16 protein-coding genes and 1 other RNA gene are annotated in these 22,689 nt (G+C 61.4%); 5 read left to right on the forward strand and 12 right to left on the reverse strand.

Going from position 1 to position 22,689, the window contains the following annotated elements; translation table 11 throughout:
- Positions 1–94: 94 nt before the first annotated feature.
- The 11 genes from EDF71_RS23955 to gyrA form a co-directional block, all read right to left on the reverse strand.
- On the reverse strand, positions 95–1,474 hold the full coding sequence (locus EDF71_RS23955; RefSeq protein ID WP_133859034.1) for a YdgA family protein: 1,380 nt from the start codon (positions 1,472–1,474) through the stop codon (positions 95–97).
- 161 nt (positions 1,475–1,635) lie between these two features.
- Positions 1,636–2,214, reverse strand: coding sequence for a hypothetical protein (locus EDF71_RS23960; RefSeq protein WP_133859035.1), 579 nt, complete (start codon positions 2,212–2,214; stop codon positions 1,636–1,638).
- Between the two features lie 295 nt (positions 2,215–2,509).
- Complete coding sequence (locus EDF71_RS23965; protein WP_133859036.1) at positions 2,510–4,435, reverse strand: gamma-glutamyltransferase family protein; 1,926 nt, start codon at positions 4,433–4,435, stop codon at positions 2,510–2,512.
- 126 nt (positions 4,436–4,561) lie between these two features.
- The gene (locus EDF71_RS23970; RefSeq protein WP_243854435.1) at positions 4,562–6,076 is read right to left on the reverse strand and encodes an alkaline phosphatase D family protein; all 1,515 of its coding nucleotides are present in this window, start codon (positions 6,074–6,076) and stop codon (positions 4,562–4,564) included.
- 346 nt (positions 6,077–6,422) lie between these two features.
- Positions 6,423–6,749, reverse strand: coding sequence for an integration host factor subunit beta (locus EDF71_RS23975; RefSeq protein WP_021027333.1), 327 nt, complete (start codon positions 6,747–6,749; stop codon positions 6,423–6,425).
- Positions 6,750–6,875: 126 nt separating this feature from the next.
- Positions 6,876–8,558: a 30S ribosomal protein S1 gene (gene rpsA / locus EDF71_RS23980; RefSeq protein WP_021027334.1), complete on the reverse strand. Its 1,683-nt coding sequence runs from the start codon at positions 8,556–8,558 to the stop codon at positions 6,876–6,878.
- 201 nt (positions 8,559–8,759) lie between these two features.
- Positions 8,760–10,847, reverse strand: a complete 2,088-nt coding sequence (locus EDF71_RS23985; protein ID WP_133859038.1) for a bifunctional 3-phosphoshikimate 1-carboxyvinyltransferase/cytidylate kinase — start codon at positions 10,845–10,847, stop codon at positions 8,760–8,762.
- Positions 10,848–10,993: 146 nt separating this feature from the next.
- Entirely contained in the window at positions 10,994–11,887 is an 894-nt protein-coding gene (locus tag EDF71_RS23990; RefSeq protein WP_243854436.1) for a prephenate dehydrogenase/arogenate dehydrogenase family protein, read from the reverse strand.
- Between the two features lie 22 nt (positions 11,888–11,909).
- Positions 11,910–13,010, reverse strand: coding sequence for a prephenate dehydratase (gene pheA / locus EDF71_RS23995; RefSeq protein ID WP_133859040.1), 1,101 nt, complete (start codon positions 13,008–13,010; stop codon positions 11,910–11,912).
- A 98-nt stretch (positions 13,011–13,108) separates the two neighbouring features.
- Positions 13,109–14,212, reverse strand: coding sequence for a 3-phosphoserine/phosphohydroxythreonine transaminase (gene serC, locus EDF71_RS24000; protein WP_133859041.1), 1,104 nt, complete (start codon positions 14,210–14,212; stop codon positions 13,109–13,111).
- A 104-nt stretch (positions 14,213–14,316) separates the two neighbouring features.
- Positions 14,317–17,178: a DNA gyrase subunit A gene (gyrA, locus tag EDF71_RS24005; protein ID WP_133859042.1), complete on the reverse strand. Its 2,862-nt coding sequence runs from the start codon at positions 17,176–17,178 to the stop codon at positions 14,317–14,319.
- Positions 17,179–17,406: 228 nt separating this feature from the next.
- Between gyrA and ompA the strand changes: the two genes are divergently transcribed.
- The 5 genes from ompA to EDF71_RS24030 all read left to right on the forward strand — a co-directional run bounded on the left by ompA (position 17,407) and on the right by EDF71_RS24030 (position 21,359).
- Complete coding sequence (gene ompA, locus EDF71_RS24010) at positions 17,407–18,063, forward strand: outer membrane protein OmpA (RefSeq protein WP_133859043.1); 657 nt, start codon at positions 17,407–17,409, stop codon at positions 18,061–18,063.
- Positions 18,064–18,147: 84 nt separating this feature from the next.
- Positions 18,148–18,858 carry a bifunctional 2-polyprenyl-6-hydroxyphenol methylase/3-demethylubiquinol 3-O-methyltransferase UbiG gene (ubiG, locus tag EDF71_RS24015; RefSeq protein ID WP_133859044.1) on the forward strand — a complete coding sequence of 237 codons (711 nt, stop codon included), beginning with the start codon at positions 18,148–18,150 and terminating at the stop codon, positions 18,856–18,858.
- The gene (locus EDF71_RS24020) at positions 18,858–19,523 is read left to right on the forward strand and encodes an HAD-IA family hydrolase (RefSeq protein ID WP_133859045.1); all 666 of its coding nucleotides are present in this window, start codon (positions 18,858–18,860) and stop codon (positions 19,521–19,523) included. The genes ubiG and EDF71_RS24020 overlap by 1 nt, the downstream gene beginning before the upstream one ends.
- 12 nt (positions 19,524–19,535) lie before the next feature.
- Positions 19,536–19,913, forward strand: a transfer-messenger RNA (tmRNA) gene (gene ssrA, locus EDF71_RS24025).
- 204 nt (positions 19,914–20,117) lie between these two features.
- The gene (locus tag EDF71_RS24030; protein ID WP_133859046.1) at positions 20,118–21,359 is read left to right on the forward strand and encodes an integrase arm-type DNA-binding domain-containing protein; all 1,242 of its coding nucleotides are present in this window, start codon (positions 20,118–20,120) and stop codon (positions 21,357–21,359) included.
- A gap of 127 nt (positions 21,360–21,486) precedes the next feature.
- Here EDF71_RS24030 and EDF71_RS24035 read toward each other — a convergent pair whose 3' ends face one another.
- A complete protein-coding gene (locus tag EDF71_RS24035) occupies positions 21,487–22,560 on the reverse strand; it encodes a hypothetical protein (protein WP_133859047.1) in 1,074 nt (357 codons plus the stop codon).
- Between the last annotated feature and the right edge of the window lie 129 nt (positions 22,561–22,689).

The following is a 22,689-nucleotide window of genomic DNA, read 5'->3' on the forward strand; positions in this document are numbered from 1 at the left end:
GTGGGGTGGGATGGGTCTAACACGGTCGGTCTGCGCTAACAGCCGATAGCGGCTCTAGTCCCTCACCCCGACACCTGAAGCATACAAGCGGCTCTTAAGGCATCGCGGACAGCAGGCCCATCATGCCGTTTTGGTCCAGCGGCTTGCCATTGGCTTGCAGCTTGCCATCGGCCCATTGCAGCTCGCTGGCCACGCGGTCCTTGTTGTCCACCAGCAAGCCTGCTTCGACCAAGCCGGCCAGGCGCGCATCCACATCCTGCTTCACGGCGCTGTCGATCTGCTTGGCATCGATATCGTCCGAGCCTTCGTTCTCCAGCTCATAGGTCTCGCGTACCTTGCTGGCGTAGAGCGACTGCAGCACGGGCTTGGGCATGTCGAGGCGCAGCAGCGCCTTGAAGTCGGTCATGGGGTTGAGCGGCTTGCCGGCATCGCCCTGGTAGGACAGCGATGCTGCCACCTCGGCCGTGCCTTCGGCGGTGCGCCAGCTGATGCGCTTGAACTCCAGCTCCGGCTTGCGGGCCAGCAGCTGCTGCATGCCTTGCATCAGCAGCATCTGCAGGGCCTGTGGATCGCCCTGGATCTTTTGCGATTCCTTGGTGAACTGGTTCAGCCAGCCGGCATCCAGGTTGTGCAGGCCCAGGTCCATCACCATGTCGTCGATCTTGTGGTCCTTCTGCACAAAGGATTTGATCGACGAGTTGATCGTGGTGTTGACCACCTCACCCTGCAACTGGGTATCGGCCACCAGCTTTAGCTCGGCAAGCTCGGCCGGGTCTTCGCCGTTCTTGGGTGTGACCTTGAGGCTGGCCAGCGCCCACTCGATGCTGCCCACCATGAACTCCTGGCCCTTGGGTTGGTGCATGTCAAAGCGCATGGTGTTGCCACTCATCAGCATATCGGCGGCCTGGCCGTCGTCCTCTTCGCTGGGCTTGGTCTGCAACAGCAGGCTGGGCATCGATGCATCGCCCTTGATGCGGCTGAAATCGGAGGACATCTCGAAGTCCGACTTGAAGCCGCCAAAGGCGACCTTGTCCGCACCGAATTCGCCATTGAACGCCGGCGATGTCACCTCGTTCTGGGTGCTCTTGGACCAGCCCACCTTGCTCTTCCAGACCAGTGGCGCCTTGTCCTTGAAAGCTACCACCCACTCGGGCGGCGCATCGGGGTTGATCGCAAAGGTGGAGACGATTTCTGCCAGGTGCGCAATCGGCAGCGGGCCGTGGCTGATGTCATGCTGGGCGGTGAACTGCAGCTTTTCTTCGCCGGTATCCACCGTCCACAGGGTTTGGGCGGTCGACGAGAAAATACCTTTCTGGTAATCCTGCACCTGTACCAGCAGTGGCGGCTTGCTCCACTCCTTGGCGGCGGTGGCAAACCCTTCTTCAATGTTGTTGCCGACCAGATAGCCTGTGGTGGCGCCGCCTGCGGCCAGCACGGCCACAGCTGCGGCAATGCCGATGCCTAGTTTTTTCATGTTTTCCCCTCTGCGGTATGAAACTGGATAAGTGCAGCTTGTTTATTTTTGTTGGTGTTGCACGCTTTGTGGAGCGTGCATTGTAGAGGGCGGTCCGCAGCGCAGGCAACGCTGCATGGCTTGGCTATGTGAGCAGGTGTTGCTGGCTTGCTGCCCATCTTTCAGGGCTGGCCGGAAATAAAGGCCTGCAAGTCCGTGACGAGGTCGCTGCTATGCCCTATCTCTGGCGAAAAGCGGATATTGGCCACCCGCCAGCCGCTGTCGAAGGCATTGACCAGCTCCACCGAGTCGGTCCAACTGGCTGTGGGCGATACGCTGGTGTTTTCCAGCGTGACCCTGACGGTGGCCTGCGCGCCCAGGGGCTGGGTGCTTTCTGCGATCTCGATCGATTGGATGCTGTAACCGGTCGGGCCTTCATACAGGCTGCTGACAATGGAGCCTTCGAGCATGGCTGGTTTATCGCTCGGATGCTCGCTTTTGGCAATGCGCTCCTGATCGGCTCGGGTTACTGCCAGCGCCTGCTGCAATAAATGGTGGAGGTCGGCGGAAAACAGGTCTGCACTGATGGCATGGGAATAGAGGGAATCGCTTGATTTTCCATGCTTGGCGTAGAGCTCAGCGACTTTCTGCCGAATGTCGGTTTCCGCGCTGGTGTTTCCAGTTGGGGCTTCGGGCTTCATGCAGCCACTGAGAAGCCAGGACAGGCCTAGAAACAATAAAAATTTCGCAATGGATTTCATGGTGTATTTCCTGAGGTGAATGGCAGCCATTTGGTTTGAATCGAGTAGAGTAATATATTTTTTTATTATCTAAATGATGGCTGGGTACAAATCTGCTATTCAGTGAGTGGATTGGATAATAGAGTTGTTATAGATTAAATTTGTGGAAATATCTTAGCCAGAAAAACCAAGATGGGTATTCATTTTTGAAACTGAAAATGACGCGGATGCCAGGCGGAATGCGGCGTTTCCCCCAAAGACAGCGCCCATAAAAAACGAGCCGCAAGCGGCTCGTCGGTGGTGTGCGCGGGGCTGTCTACTGGCCCATCACAATGCCTTCGCGGCGCGGATCGGCACCGCCAAACCACCAGGATTTGCCATGCGCCTCGCCGCGCGAAATGGCCTGCAGGCCGCTGGTCAGGTTTTGCTCTTTCACCTCGGCACCGCGCGCTTGCAAGGCTTGCACGGTGGCGGCGGGGAAGCGCTTTTCCTCCAGCACGGTGGGGCCGTTGAGGCTGCCAAAGTTGGGCAGGTTGATGGCCTGCTGCGGCATCAGGCCCCAGTTGAGCATGCCGTACAAGGTCTTGGTGGTGTAGTGGATGATCCAGGCGCCGCCGGGGCTGCCGGCGCTGATCACCAGGCGGTCGGTGGCCTTGTCAAACACGAGGGTGGGCGCCATCGATGAGCGAGGGCGCTTGCCGGGCTCGACTCGGTTGGCGATGGGCTGGCCCTGCGCATCGCGGGGTGCCAGGCTGAAATCGGTCAGCTCGTTGTTGAGCAGAAAGCCGCCGGCCAGGCCGCGACCGGTGTTGACCATCTGGCGCGAGCCAAACTGGTCTTCGATGGTCGTGGTCATCGCGATCGCATTGCCGTAGCGGTCCACGATGCTGATGTGGCTGGTGCCGTATTCCTGCTGGTAGGGCTGGCTGGCATAGGCCATCTTGACGCTGCCGGGTTGGCCGGGCTGGGCTTGCTGCATGCTGCGCGCGCCGATCAGGCGGGCGCGCTGGGCCAGGTAGTCGGGGCGAAGCATGCTCGACCAGTCACCGGCGGGTGCGCCGACGAAGGCCGGGTCGGCCACATACTGGTTGCGGTCGGCAAAGGCCAGGCGCGAGGCCTCGGCATAGAGGTGCAGCCAGTCGGCGCTGGGCAGGCCATCGGCGCCCAGGCCCATCTGCCCGGCAGGCGTATTGGCCATGATGCCCAGGATTTGCGCCACCGCAATGCCGCCCGAGCTGGGCGGCGGAAAGCCGCAGAGCCGGTAGCTGCGGGTGGATGCCGGCTGGCTGGCCGGCGCACCAGCGGCGCTGGGCGAGTAATCGCTGCACAGTGCCTGGCGCTTGACCGGCTGGTAGGCCGCCAGGTCGGCCATGCTGAGCTTGCCGGGGTTGGTGGCATGGCCTTGCACCTTGCGCACCATGGCCTCGGCCACCGGGCCTTCCAGCAGCGCCTTGGAGCCATGCTGGGCGATGTCGCGCAGCACCGCAGCGTATTCGGGGTTCTTCAGCAGATGGCCCACCGGCCAGGGCTTGCCATGGGCATCCAGAAAATAGCCGCTGGCGACGGGGTCCTGGCCGAGAAACTTTTCCTGTGCGGTCAAGGCGTTGAGGCGCGCACTGACCTTGAAGCCATCGCTGGCGAGGCGGATTGCCGGCTCAAACAAGCTGGCCCAGGGCAGTTTGCCGTGTTCTTTGTGCGCCATCTCCAGCATGCGGATAGCGCCGGGCACTCCTACCGAGCGACCCCCGACGACGGCATCATGGAAAGCCATGGGCTTGCCATCACGCATGAACAGGTTCTCATCGGCCGCCATCGGTGCGACCTCGCGGCCGTCATAGGCCTCCACCTTGCTGCCTTGGGCATGCAGCAAGAAGGCGCCGCCCCCGATGCCGCTCGATTGCGGCTCGACCAGGCCCAGCACCAGTTGCACGGCAATGGCCGCGTCAATGGCCGAGCCGCCCGCTTGCAGCACCTGGTAGCCGGCATCGGTGGCCAAAGGGTTGGCAGCGGCTACCGCGTACTGCTCGGTCGCCCAGCCGGGTTTATCGGTCCAGCCGGAGCTGCCTTCGGGTTGGTCAGAGGCCATCGGGGGCTGGTACTGCAGTTGGGGCTGGCTGCTGCAGGCAGCCAGCAAGGCCGCCGTGGCCACTGCTGCCAGAGACAGCGACCAGCGGCCGGCCGTGGCGCTGGAAGGCCGCAGATGCGGGCGGTGGGTGCGGGACCCCGGGGACAGTCGTGGCATGGCGATCTCCTTGTTGTGGCGGCAATGTCTGGCATGCTAACCGCTTTGCCGCGACAGGCGTAGCGGACAGCGCCGCAAGGGCGTTGCAGAATGTTGGACACGTGGACTAAGGGATCGCAGCCAGGATCAGGCCCATTGCGGCCCGGCCACCTGGTCCTCCACCACAAAGCGGGCCAAGGTGTGTGCGCCGCTGTTGGCGTACTGGGGTTGGTGGATGACGCGCAGCTGGGTGGTCCAGAGCTTGGGCGTGATATCGCAAAGCCCATAGCCGCGTTCATCGCAGCGGGCCAGCAAGACATGGGGATTGTGGGCGACGATGGCATCGACCCGGGACTGGGTGGTGCCGGAGTGCGAGCTGATCGAGGTGCCACAGAATTCGCTGGCCAGCACGCGGTCTGAGGTGGCGCTCTCCGGATCCTGGATGCGGCAGACATAGTTCTGGTGGATGTCGCCCCCCAGCAGCACGGTGTTGCGCAGCTGCGCCTCATCCACTGCGCGCAGCAGCCGCTGGCGCGCGGCGGGGTAGCCATCCCAGGTATCGGCGCTGGTGCGGCCACTGGCAAAGTGGCGCGCGGCAAACAGGGTTTGTTGGCAAATCACGCTCCAGCGCCGGCTCCCGGGCTTGGCCGCGCTGTTGCCTGCCAACTGGGCGGCCAGCCAGCGCTCTTGCTCCCAGCCCAGAAAGCTGCGGCTGCTGCGTGCCAGGTCGGCGCAGTCAGCGGCCTTGACGGAGGCCGGGCTTTTTTCAGTCACTGCGCGGCAGGCCTGGGCATCGCGGTACTGGCGCGCATCCAGCACCCACATATCGGCCAAGGCGCCCCAGCTTTGCTGGCGGTACAGCGGTGTGTGGGCAGGGGGCAGGGCCAGGCCGGCCCGTTTGCAGGCCACCGATGCGCGCAGCGGCATGTTCTCGTAAAACGCCTGGTAGGCGGCCATGCGCTTGGCGATAAAGGCCTGGGTCTTGCCCACGCCATAGTCGCCCACATAGTTGTCCTCCACCTCGTGGTCGTCCCAGGTCACCAGCCAGGGGCAGTGCGCATGCATGGCCTGCAGGTCCGGGTCGCTCTTGTGCAGCGCATAGCGGTCGCGGTAATCCTGCAGGCTGACGGCGTGGGCCAGCGGATGCAGGCGTGCGAGCTGGCTGCTCTTCTGTTTGGCAGCGGAAGCGGGCGTGGCGTACTCGTAGATGTAGTCGCCCAGAAAGACCACCAGGTCAGGATCGTCCTCGCGCGCATGGCGCCAGGCGGCGTAGTAGCCATGCTCCCAGCGCTGGCAGGAGGCATAGACCAGGCGCAGCCGGGCCACCGCCGCACCGGCGGCCGGCGCGGTGCGGGTGCGGCCTGTGGCACTGGTCTGGCCCTGGCAGTGAAAGCGGTAGTAGTACCAGCGGTCGGCCTCCAGGCCCTGGGCCAGCACATGCACGCTGTGGCCGCCGTCTGGGCTGGCCATGGCCTCGCCCTGGCGCAGGATCTGGCGGAACTGCGTGTCATGGGCCAGTTCCCAGTGCACTTCCACGGGGCGCAGCAAGGGCGTGTTGGCGCTGGGCAGCAGCCGCGTCCACAGCACCACGCTGCTGGCATCGGGCTCGCCACTGGCAACGCCCAGGCCAAACAGCTGCTCCGAGACTGGCCAAGGAGCCATGGCCAGCGGCGCATCGCTGCCTGCCTGCGCGATGGCCGGCAACTGGGCGGCCAAGCCCAGGGCGCCCAGGCCCTGCAGCCATTGGCGTCGGTTGGGGTGCTGGGCCAGGTCTTGATCCAAATCGTGGCTCTGGCGGCCGGGTAGGGCTTGCTGCGGCATAGGGCGATGGTGGAATAGCCCAGCATAGCGCTGGCGCCGATCCACAGCAGGCTGCACAGGTACCTCGGTGACATCACTGCAGCGTGGGGAATGGCGGGCATAAAAAACGCTCCTCAAGGGAGCGTTCGTTGGTTTGGCTTCTAACTGCCAGGGGCAGATGGGCCATTCGGGTGGTTCAGCCGGCGCTTTATTCGTCGTTGTTCTTGGGGCTGGCGGTCGAGGTCAGGATGTTGCTGGGGTCGTCCACCGATTCGCGCAAGGCCTTGCCTGGCTTGAAGTGGGTGACGCGCTTTGCGGGCACCTGCACGGCTTCGCCGCTGCGTGGGTTGCGGCCCAGGCGGGGTTGGCGGTGGGTGATGGTGAAGCTGCCAAAGCCACGGATCTCTATGCGTTGTCCGCGTACCAGCGAGTCTTCGATGGCCTCCAGAATCGTTTTGACGGCCTGCTCCGCATCCCGCTGCGTCAGCTGGTGGAATCGAGCGGCAAGCTCTTCAATCAGATCGGATCGGGTCATACGAATGTGGAATCTTCGTGAATCAAATAGTCAAAGCGTTGGTGGGCGCACTGGGCGCCCACCTTGTCTGCAAGCTACCGACTATACCAAGGCTGGCAAGGCATGAGCCGGTAGCGGAGCCGTCAATTACTTGTCGGCGTCCAGCTTGGCGCGCAGCAGTGCGCCCAGGCTGGTGGTACCAGCATTTTCCTTGGACGATTGCTGCGACAGCGAAGCCATGGTTTCTTGCTGTTCAGCGTGGTCCTTCTGCTTGATGGACAGGGAGATGCTGCGGCTCTTGCGATCCACATTGGTCACCACGGCGGTAACTTCATCACCTTCCTTGAGCACGGAACGAGCGTCTTCCACGCGGTCCACCGAAATTTCGGAAGCACGCAGGTAGCCGACGATGTCGTCGCCCAGGTCGATTTCAGCGCCCTTGGCATCCACAGACTTGACCTTGCCGGTCACGATCTGGCCCTTGTCGTTCACGGTAGCGAACGTGGTGAATGCATCGCTGTCGAGCTGCTTGATGCCCAACGAGATACGCTCACGGTCCACGTCCACTGCCAGCACGATGGCTTCCACTTCCTGGCCCTTCTTGTAGTTACGAACCGCGGCTTCGCCGGTTTCGTTCCACGACAGGTCAGACAGGTGAACCAGACCGTCGATGCCGGAGGCCAGGCCCACGAACACGCCGAAGTCGGTGATCGACTTGATCGGGCCCTTCACGCGGTCACCACGCTTGGTGTTCTGCGCGAATTCTTGCCATGGGTTGGCCTTGCACTGCTTCATGCCCAGGGAGATACGACGCTTGTCTTCGTCGATTTCCAGAACCATGACTTCGACTTCGTCGCCCAGGGTCACGAGCTTGGAAGGAGCAACGTTCTTGTTGGTCCAGTCCATTTCGGACACGTGCACCAGACCTTCGATGCCTGGTTCCAGTTCCACGAACGCGCCGTAGTCAGCAATGTTGGTGACCTTGCCGAACAGACGGGTGCTCGATGGATAACGGCGCGACACGCCCATCCATGGATCGTCGCCCATTTGCTTCAGACCCAGCGAGACACGGTTCTTTTCGGTGTCGAACTTCAGGATCTTGGCAGTGATTTCCTGGCCAGCGGTCACCACTTCGGATGGGTGACGCACGCGGCGCCATGCCATGTCGGTGATGTGCAGCAGGCCGTCGATACCGCCCAGGTCCACGAACGCACCGTATTCGGTGATGTTCTTGACCACGCCTTGAACGATGGAACCTTCCTTGAGGGTTTCCATCAGCTTGGCGCGCTCTTCGCCCATCGAGGCTTCCACCACAGCGCGGCGGCTCAGCACCACGTTGTTGCGCTTGCGGTCCAGCTTGATGACCTTGAATTCCAGGGTCTTGTTTTCGTAAGGGGTCAGGTCCTTGATCGGACGGGTGTCGATCAGCGAGCCTGGCAGGAAGGCACGGATGCCGTTGACCAGAACGGTCAGACCGCCCTTGACCTTGCCGGAGGTGGTACCGGTCACGAATTCGCCCGATTCCAGCGCCTTTTCCAGGGCCAGCCAGGAAGCCAGACGCTTGGCGGTGTCGCGCGACAGAATGGTGTCGCCGTAGCCGTTTTCGATGGAACCGATGGCCACGGACACGAAGTCACCCACTTGGACTTCGATTTCGCCCTGGTCGTTCTTGAATTCGTCGATTGGCACATAGGCTTCGGACTTCAGGCCGGCGTTCACCACCACGAAGTTGTGCTCAACGCGCACGACTTCAGCAGTGATCACTTCGCCAGGACGCATTTCGGTGCGTGTCAACGACTCTTCAAAAAGGGCGGCAAAAGATTCAGACATGTATTTCCTTAGACACGGGCAGGTTTCCGGCAGCACTATTGCTGACGTTTTTATGGCTGGCCGTGCAGGTTGTGTGGTTGTGACACCACGGGGTTCAAAGTTAAACAACCCGGCAACCCATGGCGGCTAGATCCACCAGTAGAAGGCTGCAGGGGCGGGTAACACCGCCGCCAAAGGCAGGTGCGAGGCGCGCGGGGCGCTTCAGGCCTGTTCTTTGCCAAACGGCTGTCGCTTTTCCCACCAGGACAGCACCTGAGCGACCGCGTTGTCCACGCTCATCTCGGAGTTGTCCAGCAAGAATGCATCCTGCGCTGCATGCAAGGGGGCGGTGGCGCGGTTCATGTCGCGCGCATCGCGAGCCTCCAAGTCAGCACGAAGGTCGGCTATTGTAGCCGGTATTCCTTTTTCAATCAACTGTTTATGGCGGCGCTCGGCGCGCTTGGCTGCGCTGGCGGTCAGATAGACCTTCAAAGGGGCGAGCGGGAAAATCACCGTGCCCATGTCGCGGCCATCGGCCACCAGGCCGGGCAGCTGGCGAAAATCATGCTGGGCCTGCACCAGCGCCTGGCGCACGGCGGGCAGGGCCGACACCAAGGAGGCGTTCATGCCCGCTTCTTCACTGCGGATGGCCAGGCTGATGTCCTCGCCATCGAGGCGCACGCGCTGGTCGGCACCAAACTGGATGTCCATCTGCGAAATCAGTGCGGCAATCTGGCCGGCATGCTGGACATCGATCGGGATGCCGGCGCGCGTGGCGGCCAGGCCGGTGATGCGGTAGAGCGCGCCCGAGTCGAGCAGGTGGTAGCCCAGTTGCTCGGCCACGGCCGATGCCACCGTGCCCTTGCCCGAGGCGGTGGGCCCGTCGATGCAGATCACCGGAATCGAGCCGGGCACGGCCTGCACAGCCGAGAACATGGCCTCGAAGTAGCCGGGGAAGGTCTTGGCCACGCACTTGGGGTCTTCAATGCGCACCGGCAGGCCGGCGGGGTTGAAGGCGGCCAGCGAGAAGCACATGGCCACGCGGTGGTCGTCATAGGTGTGGATGCTGGCGGGCTTCCAGGCCTCGCGATTGGCGGGCGGGGTGATGGTCAGATAATCTGCGCCTTCCTCCACCACAGCGCCAAGCTTGCGCAGCTCGATGGCCATCGCCGCCAGGCGGTCGGTTTCCTTGACGCGCCAGCTGGCGATATTGCGCAAGGTGGTGGTGCCATTGGCATACAGCGCCATCGCGGCCAGGGTCATCGCCGCATCGGGGATGTGGTTGCAGTCCATGTCGATGGCCTGCAGGGGCCAGGCACCCCGGCGGATCTCCAGCCAGTTGGGGCCGCTGGTGATGGCGGCGCCCATCGCACGTGCCGCATCGACAAAGCGGATGTCGCCCTGGATCGATTGCGCGCCCACGCCCATCACCTTGACGACCCGGTCCACGCTGGAGGTGCCACCCTGCGCATTGGGCTTGCTGCCCTTGCTGGCAGCGATGGCGCCCAGCGCGATGAAGTAGCTGGCCGACGAGGCATCGGCCTCGACATGGATCTCATGCGGGGACTGGTAACGGCTGCCGGCCAGCACGGTAAAGCGCTGCCACTGCTCGTTTTTGATCTGGATGCCAAAGCGCTTGAGCAGCTCCAGCGTGATATGGATATAGGGCTTGGAGATCAGCTCGCCCGCCACTTCAATGACGATGTCCTGGCGCGTGGCCACCAAGGGCAGGGCCATCAGCAAGGCGGTCAGGAACTGGCTGGAGACATCGCCGCGCACGGTGATGGGCGTGTTCAGCTGCAGCTGCGCAGCCGTCACCGGCTGGATGCGCAGCGGCGGAAAGCCGTCGTTGCCCAGGTAGTCGATCTGGCAGCCCAGCTGGCGCAGTGCATCGACCAGGTCGCCGATGGGGCGCTCGTGCATGCGGGGCACGCCGCTCATCTCGAAGTGGCCGCCCAGCAAGGCCAGTGCAGCGGTCAGTGGCCGCATCGCAGTGCCGGCATTGCCCAGGAACAGCGCGGTGCTGCGGGCCGCCAGCGCTGGTGCCAACTGGCCGGCAATGCCGGTGATGTGGTAGCTGTTGAGGTGGGCCGGATCGGTGCTGCGCACCACGGCGCAGCCCAGTTGCTCCAGTGCACGCAGCATCACCTGGGTGTCGTCGGAGTCCAGTAGGTCATGGATGGTGGTGGTGCCCGCGCTCAGCGCGGCCAGCAGCAATACGCGGTTGGAGATGCTCTTGGAGCCGGGCAGCTGCACTTCACCATGGGCGCTTTGCAAGGCGGGAATATCGAGAAATGCAGTGGAGAACATGGCGGGGCTCTGCTGTGGGGTTTGGCGCCAGGCCTGCGGCGCAGGCGGCGCGGTCGTCGCAAAAAGAAGGTGGCGCTGCCCGGTACCAGGCAGCGCCACTCGCTATTATCCGTCCACCGGCTGGGCCAGTGTGGGTGCTGTGCGGATCAAACGGTGGTTTTGTGCTTGGAGAGTGACTCGGGCGTGTAGAGCTTGCCTTGCTTCCACTGCGCGCGGGTGCTGCTGGCTTCGCGCAGCAACTGCTCCAGTGCCGGCTGGTCATCGCTCATCAGCGCCGCCTCGTAGCTGCCCAGCATGTGCTGCAAGGACTGGATCTGCTTGAGGATCTCGCTGCGGTTGGCCAGGAAGATGTCACGCCACATCTGCGGCTCGGCCGCAGCAATGCGGGTGAAATCACGAAAGCCCGGGCCGGCCAGCGACAGCATGCGGTGCGCGCCGTCTTGCGACAGCAGCGAGTTGATATAGGCCATGGCCACCAGGTGCGGGGCATGGCTGCTGGCGGCCAGCGCGGCATCATGCTGCTCGGGCGCCATGCTGGTCACATGGGTGCCAATGGCTTTCCAGATGGCTTCGGCCTGGCGCAGTTGGGCCACCTTGGTCAGCTCGGTCGGGGTGAGCACCACCTGGGCATCGCGGTAGAGGTTGACGTCGGCATGGTCCACGCCGAAGACTTCCTTGCCGGTGATCGGGTGGGCCGGCACAAAGCAGCCAAAGCGGTCGCGCAGCGCGCGGCGCGCAGCAGCCACCACATCCATCTTGGTCGAGCCCACATCCATCACCAGGGTGTCGGGATTGATCAGGTGCTTGATGTTGGCCAGGGTGGACTCGGTCGATGCGACCGGGATGGCCAGCAGCACCAGATCGGCGCCCGAGACGGCTTGCAGGGCCGAGCTGGCCTCTTCATCGATGACGCCCATCTGGCGCGCGCGGCTGGTGGTGGATGGCGACTTGCTGTAGCCGACAATGCGTTTGACCAGCCCCGCCCGTTTGGCTGCGAGGGCAAATGAGCCGCCCATCAGCCCGCAGCCGATCAGCGCCATATGTTCAAACTTTTTCACCGATTCAACTCCCGACAGGGTAGGCGCCGAGCACCTTGTAGAACGCACACAGCCCGCGCAGCTCTTCCAGGGCCTTGGCCACATGGGGCTGCGACGGGTGGCCGTCCAGATCAATATAGAAATAGTATTCCCACTGGCCGGTACGGGCCGGGCGGGATTCGAAGCGCGTCATCGACACGCCATGCTTGCTCAGCGGCATCAGCAGCTCATGCACGGCGCCGGGGCGGTTGGGCACCGAGACGACCAGGCTGGTGCAGTCCTTGCCACTGGGCTCCGGCGTGGCCAAGGTGTGGGGCAGGCAGATGATGGCAAAGCGCGTACGGTTGTAGGCGTCGTCCTGGATGGCGTGGCTGATGATGTGCAGGCCGTATTGCTGGGCGGCGCGCTCACCGGCGATGCCGGCCATGTTGGGGTGCAGGGCGGCCAGGCGCGCGCCTTCTGCGTTGCTCTCGACCGGGCGGCGCTCGGCATGGGGCAGGTGCTTGGACAGCCAGCCCTGGCATTGTGCCAGCGCCTGGGGGTGGGCGGCCACGACCTCAATGCCTTCGAGCGAATTGGTCGTGCGCATCAGGTTGTGGCGGATCAGCAGGCTCACCTCGCCCACCACATGGCAGGGCGTGTGCAGGAACATGTCCAGCGAACGGGTGACCACGCCTTCGTTCGAGTTCTCCACCCCAACCACACCAAACTGGGCGCTGCCTGCGGCAGTGGAATGGAAGACCTCTTCAAAACTGTTGCAGTACTTGATGTCGGCAGCGCCGCCGAAGTACTGGATGGCCGCTTCTTCGCAGAAGGTGCCGGCCGGGCCCAGGATGGCGACGCGCTGGGGCGATTCCAGCGCCAGGCAGGCGGACATGATCTCGCGCCAGATGGCTGAAACATGGGCGGCCTTCAGCGGGCCAGGGTTGGCGTTTTCAATCTTCTGGATGACCTGGGCGACCCGGTCCGGGCGGAAGAAGGGCGTGCCTTCGCGTTTTTTCAGCTCGCCCACCCGCTCGGCAACCAGGGCGCGCTGGTTCAGCAAGGTCAGCAGTTGCGTGTCGAGATTGTCAATCTGGACGCGCAGCGCGGCGAGTTCGGGGGACGCTTGGGGTGAAGTGCTCATGGTGGCCTGGATGTGCGGTGCGGGCAGCTCCCAAGGAGGCTGCCAACCGGTAAGAATAACGTAAGAGTGTTTCCCGGACAAAACCGGGGCGTTGCGGATCAGCCCTGTTTTTCAAAACTTTGCATATAGTCCACCAGCGCCTGCACGCCTGCCAGCGGCATGGCGTTGTAGATGCTGGCACGCATGCCGCCCACGGACTTGTGGCCCTTGAGCTGCAGCAGACCGCGCGCCTTGGCGCCGTCGAGGAAAGCCTGGTTGCGCGATTCGTCCTTGAGGAAGAAGGGCACATTCATGCGCGAGCGGCAGTCGCGTGCCACGCGGTTCTCGTAGAGCTGCGAGCCATCGATGGTCTGGTAGAGCAGCTCGGCCTTGGCGGTGTTGCGGGCTTCCAGCGCGGCAACGCCGCTGGCAGCGCCTTCTTGCTGGCGCAGAATCCATTCAAAGGTCAGGCCGGCGATGTAGATGCCCCAGGTGGGCGGCGTGTTGTACATCGATTGGTTGTCGGCGACCAGGCGGTAGTTGAAGGCGCTGGGGCACATGGCCATTGCGTGGCCCAGCAGGTCATCGCGCACCACCACCAGGGTCAGGCCCGCCGGGCCCAGGTTCTTCTGCGCACCACCAAAGGCCAGGCCGACGCGGCTCCAGTCCACGCTGCGCGATGCCACATGCGACGAGAAGTCGATCACCAGCGGCGCCTGGCAGCCCAGGCTGGCCAGGTCGGGTAGCTGCTGGAACTCCACGCCGTTGATGGTTTCGTTGCTACAGATGTGCACATAGCGCGCATCGCTGCGCAGCTTCCAGCTGGCGGGGTCGGGGATGTGGGTAAAGCCCTGGGCTTCGTCCGTGGCGGCCACGGCCGCGTTGCAGAACTTGGCCGCTTCCTTGGTCGACTTCTGGCTCCAGCTGCCGGTCACGACAAAATCCACCGCACCGCCCTGCGACAGATTCAGCGGCACGATGGCGTTCTCCGCCAGACCACCCCCTTGCATGAACAGGATGTGGAAGTTCTTGGGCACGGCCAGCAACTGGCGGAAGTCGGCCTCGGCTTTCTCGCAGATCGAGATGAATTCCTTGCCCCGGTGGCTCATCTCCATCACGCTCATGCCGCTGCCGCGCCAGTCCAGCATCTCGCTGGCTGCTTGCTGCAGCACGTCTTCGGGGATGGCGGCCGGGCCGGCCGAAAAGTTGTAGGGGCGTTGCATGGAAGGCCTTGTTGGCTCGCGCAGCGAGCAGTGATAGCTATAGAAATGAGAGCGTAAACGGGCAGGAAAAAGCCATGTCGCAACATGGCTTTTTCTGTCGGGGCTTAGGAGCCGTCTGCGGGGTTCTGGAGGTCGTTGCCATCCGCCGCTTCTGCGCCATCGGCCGCGTCGGCGTTCTCGTCCGCCTGTGCATCGTTTTCGACAATGCGCTGCAGGCCGCTCAGCTTGGCGCCCGCATCCAGCCCGATCAAGGTCACGCCCTGCGTGGCACGGCCCATCTCGCGGATCTCGGCCACCCGGGTGCGCACCAGCACGCCGGTGTCGGTGATCAGCATGATCTGGTCATCTGGGCTCACCAGGGTGGCGGCGACCACCTTGCCGTTGCGTTCCGATTGCTGGATCGCGATCATGCCCTTGGTGCCACGGCCGTGGCGCGTGTACTCGACGATCGAGGTGCGCTTGCCGTAGCCGTTTTCGGTCGCGGTCAGCACACTGTGCAAGGTTTCGCGGGGCTGCTCGCCCAAGGCGGTGATGGCGGCCAGGTCGGCGGCTTCCAGTGCGGCGCGTGCCTGGTCAATCTGCTGGCGCAGCGCGTCGATATCGGCCGCTGGCGCCTGGGCGTCTTGCAGTTCCTTGTCGCGGATCTGCAGGTTGTCGAGTGCATCCTTGGCTTTGCGGGCTTCGACCTCGGCTGGGTGCTGCTCGGCCACCAGCATGGCAATCAGGTTCTGGCTGTCGTCGATATTCATGCCGCGCACGCCGCGTGCATTGCGGCCCATCGGGCGCACATCGTTTTCGTCAAAGCGCACGGCCTTGCCGCCATCGCTGAACAGCATCACATCGTGGCGGCCTTCGGTCAGCGCGGCGCCAATCAGCACATCGCCATCGTCCAGGCCCACGGCGATGATGCCGGCCTTGCGCGGGTTGCTGAACTCGTCCAGCGAGGTCTTCTTGACCGTGCCCATGCGGGTGGCCATGAATACATAGTGATCGGCCGGGAAGCTGCGGTACTCACCGGTCAGCGGCAGCACCACGTTGATCTTCTCGTCGTCCTGCAATGGGAACATGTTGACGATGGGGCGGCCACGTGAGCCGCGCGAGCCGGCAGGCACTTCCCAAACCTTGAGCCAGTACAAACGGCCCCGGTTGGAGAAGCACAGCAGGTAGTCGTGCGTATTGGCGATGAAGAGCTGGTCGATCCAGTCGTCTTCCTTGGTCGCGGTGGCCTGCTTGCCGCGCCCGCCACGCTTTTGCGAGCGGTACTCGCTCAGCGGCTGGCTCTTGATATAGCCGGTGTGCGACAAGGTCACCACCATGTCGGTCGGGGTGATCAGGTCTTCGGTGGACAGGTCCTGCGCGCTGTATTCCACCTGGCTGCGGCGTGCGCCCAGCTTGGTCTGGCCGAACTCGGTCTTGATGGTGACCAGCTCTTCGCCAATGATGGTGGAGACGCGTTCGGGCTTGGACAGGATGTCGAGCAGGTCTTCGATCAAGGCCATGATGTCCTTGTACTCGGCCACGATCTTGTCTTGTTCCAGTCCGGTCAGGCGCTGCAGACGCATCTGCAGAATTTCTTGCGCCTGCGTTTCGGACAGACGGTAGAGGCCGTCCTGCTGCATGCCAAATTCGACCTCCAGGCCTTCGGGGCGGTAGTCGTCGGCGCTGACCACGCCGCCGTCGGAGCGCGTGCGGGTGAGCATCTCGCGCACCAGCTTGCTGTCCCAGCTCTTGGTCATCAGCTCGGCCTTGGCCACCGGTGGGGTGGGGGCGTTGCGGATGATGGCAATGAAGTCATCAATGTTGGCCAGTGCCACAGCCAGGCCTTCGAGCACGTGGCCGCGATCGCGGGCCTTGCGCAGTTCATAGACCGTGCGGCGGGTGACCACTTCGCGGCGGTGCTCCAGGAAGACCTTGATCAGATCCTTCAGATTACAGAGCTTGGGCTGGCCATTGACCAGCGCCACCATGTTCATGCCGAAGGTGTCTTGCAACTGGGTTTGCTTGTACAGATTGTTCAGCACCACTTCGGGGACTTCACCGCGCTTGAGCTCGATCACCAGGCGCATGCCGGACTTGTCCGACTCGTCCTGGATGTGGCTGATGCCTTCGATCTTCTTCTCATGCACCAGCTCGGCCATGCGCTCCTGCAAGGTCTTCTTGTTGACCTGGTAGGGCAGCTCATCGACGATGATCGACTGGCGCTGGCCCTTGTCGATATCCTCGAAGTGGACCCTGGCGCGCATCACCACCTTGCCGCGTCCGGTGCGATAACCTTCCTTGACGCCATTGATGCCGTAGATGATGCCGGCCGTGGGGAAATCAGGCGCAGGCACGATCTCCATCAGGTCATCGACGCTGGCATCGGGGTGGTGCAGCATGTGCAGGCAGGCATCCACCACTTCATTCAAATTGTGCGGTGGAATATTGGTGGCCATACCCACCGCAATACCGGCCGATCCATTGATCAGCAAATTGGGTACGCGCGCTGGCAGCACCAACGGTTCGCTTTCGGAGCCGTCGTAGTTGGGGCCGAAATCGACGGTTTCCTTGTCAATATCGGCCAGCATCTCGTGGGCGATCTTGGACAGGCGGATTTCGGTATAACGCATGGCCGCGGCACTGTCACCATCGACCGAACCGAAGTTGCCCTGGCCATCGACGAGCATGTGGCGCAGCGAGAAATCCTGGGCCATACGCACGATGGTGTCGTACACCGCGCTGTCACCGTGCGGGTGGTACTTACCAATCACGTCACCGACGATACGGGCGCTCTTCTTATAAGGGCGGTTCCAATCGTTGTTCAGCTCATGCATCGCATAGAGAACCCGGCGGTGCACCGGTTTCATGCCGTCGCGGGCATCTGGCAGGGCACGGCCGACGATCACGCTCATCGCGTAATCGAGGTAGCTGCGGCGCATTTCCTCTTCCAGGCTGATCGGCAATGTTTCTTTAGCAAACTGGGTCATAGTGCTGGCATAGGGTGACGAAGTACAAGAGGCATTTTAGGCGCAAGGTGATGTTGCATGTCGGCAACATTCTAGGCCCAATGCGCTTTTGTCTTACCGTTGGCGCTACAGATAACTATGGCGATCCGGTACGCCTATGGCACAATAAGTAAGAACGTTTTTGGTGATGGTCACTGACGACGTCTTGATTCGCAGCGCGGCTGCGGCTTTTTCCCCAAGAGGAGAACCATGAAGAAACTGAACAAAGTGGCGATGTTGTTTGCCTCTGCAGCGCTTGCAACCGCCGCTGGAGCACAAATTAAGGCTGCTGACGGCGGCAATGTAGTTGACAACTGGCAAAACGGCAGCGGTGAGTTGGTCTGGAAGAACGGTACCAACGAACTGTGCTGGCGCGATGCTAACTGGACCCCTGCTACCGCTGCTGAAGGCTGCGACGGTGCCCTGGTGAAGGCTGCTCCTGCACCCGCACCAGCACCTGCTGTTGCTCCAGCTGCTCCTGCACCTGCTCCAGTGGCTCCTCCTGTGGCCTCGACCCAGAAGATCACCTACGCTGCTGACGCATTCTTCGACTTCGACAAGTCGGTGCTGAAGCCAGAAGGCAAGGCTAAGCTGGACGATGTGGCTTCCAAGGTGAAGAACATCAACCTGGAAGTGATCATCGCTGTGGGTCACACCGACTCCATCGGTTCCGATGCTTACAACCAAAAGCTGTCCGTGCGTCGCGCTGAAGCTGTGAAGGCTTACCTGGTGTCCAAGGGCATCGACAAGAGCCGCGTGTACACCGAAGGCAAGGGCGAAAAGCAACCAGTGGCAGACAACAAGACTGCAGCTGGCCGCGCCAAGAACCGTCGCGTGGAAATCGAAGTGGTGGGCACCCAGAAGTAATTCTTCTGCCCCTGCGCAAAAAAGCCCCATTCGTGGGGCTTTTTTTATGCCTGAATGCGCCTGCAGATGGTGGACAATCAGGCCATGAACCAGACTGTGAATGCCGATCCGGCCGAATTGGCCAAGTTTTCCGAACTCGCCATGCACTGGTGGGATCCGGACAGTGACTTCAAACCCTTGCACCAGATCAATCCACTGCGATTGGAGTGGATCAATGCCCTCAGCCCCTTGAATGGCCAGAAGGTGCTGGATGTGGGCTGCGGCGGCGGCATTCTGAGTGATTCGATGGCGCGCAAAGGCGCTACCGTGACCGGAATCGACCTGGCCACCAAGGCGTTGCGTGTGGCCCAGCTCCATGCGCTGGAGGCGCAAACCCCCAATATCAACTACCAGGAGATTGCTGTCGAGACTTTGGCACAGTTGCAGCCTGAGAGCTTCGATACCGTCACCTGCATGGAGATGCTCGAGCACGTGCCCGATCCGGCATCGGTGGTCCAGGCCTGCCATGACCTGGTCAAGCCGGGTGGTTGGGTGTTCTTCTCGACCATCAACCGCAATGCCAAGGCTTTTGCGCTGGCGATTGTGGGCGCCGAATACATTCTGCAGATGCTGCCCAAGGGCACGCATGAGTTTGCCAAGTTCATCCGTCCATCAGAACTGGCCCACTACTGCCGCAGCGCCGGCCTGGTGCAGCAGCACAGCAAGGGCCTGCAGTTCAATCCCTTGACGCAGCGCTACTGGCTCAATGAAGACACCAGTGTCAACTACATGATCGCTACCCGAAAGCCCGGCTGATGCAAAGATCGATACGTGCCATTCTGTTCGACCTGGACGGAACCTTGATTGACAGCGCCCCCGACCTGGGTGCCGCTGCAGACCAGATGCGGGTAGCACGGGGCTTGCCATCCTTGCCGATGGCCGACTACCGGCCGTTTGCCGGATCTGGGGCTCGCGGTATGTTGCGCGTGGCCTTTGGCATGCAGCCCGAGGATGCCGAGTTCCCCACGATGCGCGAAGAGTTCTTCCAGAATTACGAGCGCCGCATGACGCAGGACACGACCGTGTTCGATGGCGTGTCCGACATGCTCGCCAGCATTGTGGCGCGCCAGCTGCACTGGGGTGTGGTGACCAACAAGTCCAAGCGCTTTACCGAGCCGCTGTCGCGCCAGATGGCCTTGTTTGCCAGCGCCGGTGCCGTCGTGAGTGGCGACACCACGCCGCATGCCAAGCCCCATCCCGAGCCGCTGTTTGAAGCAGCACGCCGCATCGGCGTGGATCCGCAGGACTGCGTCTATGTGGGCGACGACGAGCGCGACATCATCGCGGGCAAGGCTGCAGGTATGCATACCGTCGCCGCTGTGTACGGCTACCTGGGCGAAAAGCAGTCAGTCGCGCACTGGGAGGCCGACGATGTCATCAATTCTCCACACGAGCTCTTGAAACGTCTGAATCTGGCCTAAAATAGGTGCCATGGGGCTGTCCTGGTTTCGACGTGGGTTCGGGATCGGTGTGGTGCATGTCGAGCTTGAATGACGCTCGTAAATCTCCGTTCAAAAAACTAACTGCAAACGACGAACGTTTCGCACTCGCCGCTTAAATCCGGTGAGCCTTGCAACAGTATGTTGATGGGCTGGGCAAGGGGGTAGCAATACCTCCCGGCTGCAAGGGAATTTACATCAGCTGGCCGTCTACCGGGTACCTTGGTAGATGGCAAGATCTAAGGGTACTGGCTTGCAATGCAGCGTGTGTCTGCGCGGCTTTGCAGGCGAGATTCAAACCAGAACACTAAACATGTAGATCTGCTCGACGAAGGCTGACGGACGCGGGTTCAATTCCCGCCAGCTCCACCATTACACTGTCCAAAGGCGTTCACTGAAGTCCAGTGAACGCCTTTTTTCTCTGTGAAATCAATGGTTTGTAATCTAATATAGTCCAATGATGTCCTATGGCTGCCAAGTGCTGACCGGGGAACGAATCGGGGAACAAAACACTGTAAAGTGTGCGTAACGGGGTTTGTTCCCCGGTTTTCCTGTTTCCCGCTTGGAGCCTTGGACATGTTGACTGACAAACAATGCAAGAACGCCACCTGCCCACCTGATAAGAAGCGAGCGCGCTTCACCGACTCGCTTGGCCTTTACCTGGAGGTAAGTCCATCGGGTTCCAAGCGCTGGTTCTGGAAAACGTACTTTGATGGCAAGGAAGGGCGGATGGCGCTGGGCAGCTATCCTGCTCAGAGCCTGGCTGATGCGCGTAAAGCTCGCGATATCGCCAAGTTAAAAAAGGCAGATGGTGTTGATCCTGTTCAAGAACGCAAGCTTGAAAAACTGAAGGGCTCCCGAAGTGGTGGAGATACCTTTCAGGCCATTGCTCTCGAATGGCATGGTAGGCAGGTTGATCAATGGAGCGATACCCACGCGGGGCGCACTAAGCGCCAATTGGAGCGTGATCTGTTCCCGTGGATTGGTGAGCGGCAAATGGCCAGTATTGAGCCAATGGAGCTGCTTGCGACGCTGCAAAAAATTGAAGAACGTGGTGCTTTGGAAACGGCGGATCGTGCCCTGATGCTGTGTCGTCAGATTTGGCGCTACTGGTTGCCTACAGCGGGGAACACCCAGCGTGATATCACGGTCGGATTGAAGAACCGATTGACTCCGTACCGGGGAACAAACTTCCCCGCAATTGTTGAGCCAAAGCGTTTTGGTGAATTGCTGCGCGCAATGCATGTCTACAAAGGCAGTCACACAGTGCGTACGGCGCTTTTGCTGGCACCTTTGCTATACCAACGTCCTGGAAACCTTCGCACGATGGAATGGGCAGAAGTGGACCTTGATGCCGCGCTTTGGACAATTCCCAGCATGAAGATGAAGCGCACAAAGGTTGAAAAGGAACAGGGAGAGCCCCATGTGGTTCCGCTACCGACGCAGGCTGTAGAGCTGTTGCGAAACCTGCAAGCTTTTACGGGGCGTGGCATTTATGTTTTCCCAGGACAGCGTGACCATGAAAGGCCGATGTCCGATAACTCTGTTCGCAGTGCTCTGTATTCGCTAGGGTTTGGAACGGAGCAGTCATGGCATGGTTTTCGTGCCAGCGCTCGGACCATGCTGGTTGACCAGCTGGATCTTGATCCTTTGGCCATCGAAGCCAATCTGGCTCACGCGGTCAAAGACTCCAACGGGCGCAGCTATAACCGGACTCAGTATCTAAAAAAGCGGTACGACCAAGTCCAGATGTGGGCAGATTACCTTGACCGGCTGCGTTTAGGCGCTGAGGTTGTTCCTCTGGTGCGACAGGCGTAAAGATGGGTCGGATGGCGTGCTGCTGGCGATGGATAGGTATGCAGCGGTAGCTGTCATTCCAGCTACGCAACTGAGTGTGTATTAACGTGCTGAGGGGGCTGACTGCGCGGGCAACTTCCTCGTTAAATTAGGCACCACTTGCACGCGATTCCTGCGTCACGCTGGCTGGTTGAGCCAACAAGTTGGCGTACATTGCTTGAAGCAAGGGCTCAACCATGCCATAGGTGATGTCCCATTCTTCCTCGATGAGGACCGAGTATTTCCTCTCAAGGTGTAGCTCGTAATCGAACGGAAATTGTGTGCTCGTCTCAAGGCCTACGATAAGCTGGATATCGTCCGGCAAGTCCTTTGCAATGAACTCGAGCACTGCGGGAAGATTTATGTCATCTTGCGCCTGCTGGTTGGGCGAATCGATGACCACCGGAATATCGTACGTAGCGTTAGAGCCGTGCGCCGTGCGCCAAATCGCCGCGTAGTAGGCAAGTAAGGAGCGTGGACCTCCGCTACCCGAGAGGTCGGGCCGCCCTGCAAGCTTCATCTTTGAGACGTCAATGGAAGGAAGCTTGAGTGCAACCCGGCCTGCAGCGTAGAAGTCTCTGAAGTCGGAAAGTATCGCTTTCGTCCGCTTGATGGCTCGGAGTTCCTTCATTGTCTCGTCAAGCTTGTCAACGGCTAACACAGCTTCGTCAATGGCTCCCTGGAGCTGCTGGCGTTCGGCGTCAAAGGCAGCCAAGGCGCTTTCCGCACCGATACCTCCCACCACATCGCGGAACTTGAGTTCGCCCTTTTTGGTGTCCAGCATCCGAGATATCCCAAGATAGCTTTCGTTGAGCGTAGCCAAGTCGCGGAACGCCTTTTGACATCGAGCACGGACAGTGGAGGCATCGTCGCGAAGGCGTGCGGCTAGCTCGCGCAGGACGCGCGCATCCTCTGCAAACCGCAACAAATCTAGGAACGGCTTTTCGTGTTCAGCGTGGCATGTGGGACAAACGAGCGGCTTGCCTCCTCCATTCCGAATCCATGCCGCGTCACTGTTGTAAGCCTTCAGTGCCTCGTCGGCCATGCGAATCTGATGGTCCAGACTGGTCAGCAACTCCTGTTCACGAACGGCGTCACTTCTGAGCTTCTCTTGGCGATCATTGAGCTCAGTGACCTCGCGGATCAGTTGTGCGATTTCAGCCTCAAAATTCTCAGCGCTCAACTTCGGGCCATGCACCGGTACGGTCCGGCTGAAACTGAATCACACCGGTTTTGGTGGAGGCTAGTTAGTTGAAGTACAGGTGTCAGCCTGCACAGTTTGGGCAACGTGCCGCCAGTAGTTTGCCTCAGC

This window comes from Comamonas sp. JUb58, from assembly GCF_004364775.1.
GTDB lineage: Bacteria > Pseudomonadota > Gammaproteobacteria > Burkholderiales > Burkholderiaceae_C > Comamonas.

Bases quoted from the DNA above. Each gene is read 5' to 3' on its own strand.
- EDF71_RS23960 (WP_133859035.1), bottom strand. From the start codon at position 2,214: ATGAAATCCATTGCGAAATTTTTATTGTTTCTAGGCCTGTCCTGGCTT.
- pheA (WP_133859040.1), bottom strand. From the start codon at position 13,010: ATGAGCACTTCACCCCAAGCGTCCCCCGAACTCGCCGCGCTGCGCGTC.
- ompA (WP_133859043.1), top strand. From the start codon at position 17,407: ATGAAGAAACTGAACAAAGTGGCGATGTTGTTTGCCTCTGCAGCGCTT.
- EDF71_RS24020 (WP_133859045.1), top strand. From the start codon at position 18,858: ATGCAAAGATCGATACGTGCCATTCTGTTCGACCTGGACGGAACCTTG.
- serC (WP_133859041.1), bottom strand. From the start codon at position 14,212: ATGCAACGCCCCTACAACTTTTCGGCCGGCCCGGCCGCCATCCCCGAA.
- EDF71_RS23955 (WP_133859034.1), bottom strand. From the start codon at position 1,474: ATGAAAAAACTAGGCATCGGCATTGCCGCAGCTGTGGCCGTGCTGGCC.
- EDF71_RS23965 (WP_133859036.1), bottom strand. From the start codon at position 4,435: ATGCCACGACTGTCCCCGGGGTCCCGCACCCACCGCCCGCATCTGCGG.
- EDF71_RS23985 (WP_133859038.1), bottom strand. From the start codon at position 10,847: ATGTTCTCCACTGCATTTCTCGATATTCCCGCCTTGCAAAGCGCCCAT.
- EDF71_RS23975 (WP_021027333.1), bottom strand. From the start codon at position 6,749: ATGACCCGATCCGATCTGATTGAAGAGCTTGCCGCTCGATTCCACCAG.
- ubiG (WP_133859044.1), top strand. From the start codon at position 18,148: ATGAACCAGACTGTGAATGCCGATCCGGCCGAATTGGCCAAGTTTTCC.
- rpsA (WP_021027334.1), bottom strand. From the start codon at position 8,558: ATGTCTGAATCTTTTGCCGCCCTTTTTGAAGAGTCGTTGACACGCACC.
- EDF71_RS23970 (WP_243854435.1), bottom strand. From the start codon at position 6,076: ATGGCTCCTTGGCCAGTCTCGGAGCAGCTGTTTGGCCTGGGCGTTGCC.
- gyrA (WP_133859042.1), bottom strand. From the start codon at position 17,178: ATGACCCAGTTTGCTAAAGAAACATTGCCGATCAGCCTGGAAGAGGAA.
- EDF71_RS24030 (WP_133859046.1), top strand. From the start codon at position 20,118: ATGTTGACTGACAAACAATGCAAGAACGCCACCTGCCCACCTGATAAG.
- EDF71_RS23990 (WP_243854436.1), bottom strand. From the start codon at position 11,887: ATGGCGCTGATCGGCTGCGGGCTGATGGGCGGCTCATTTGCCCTCGCA.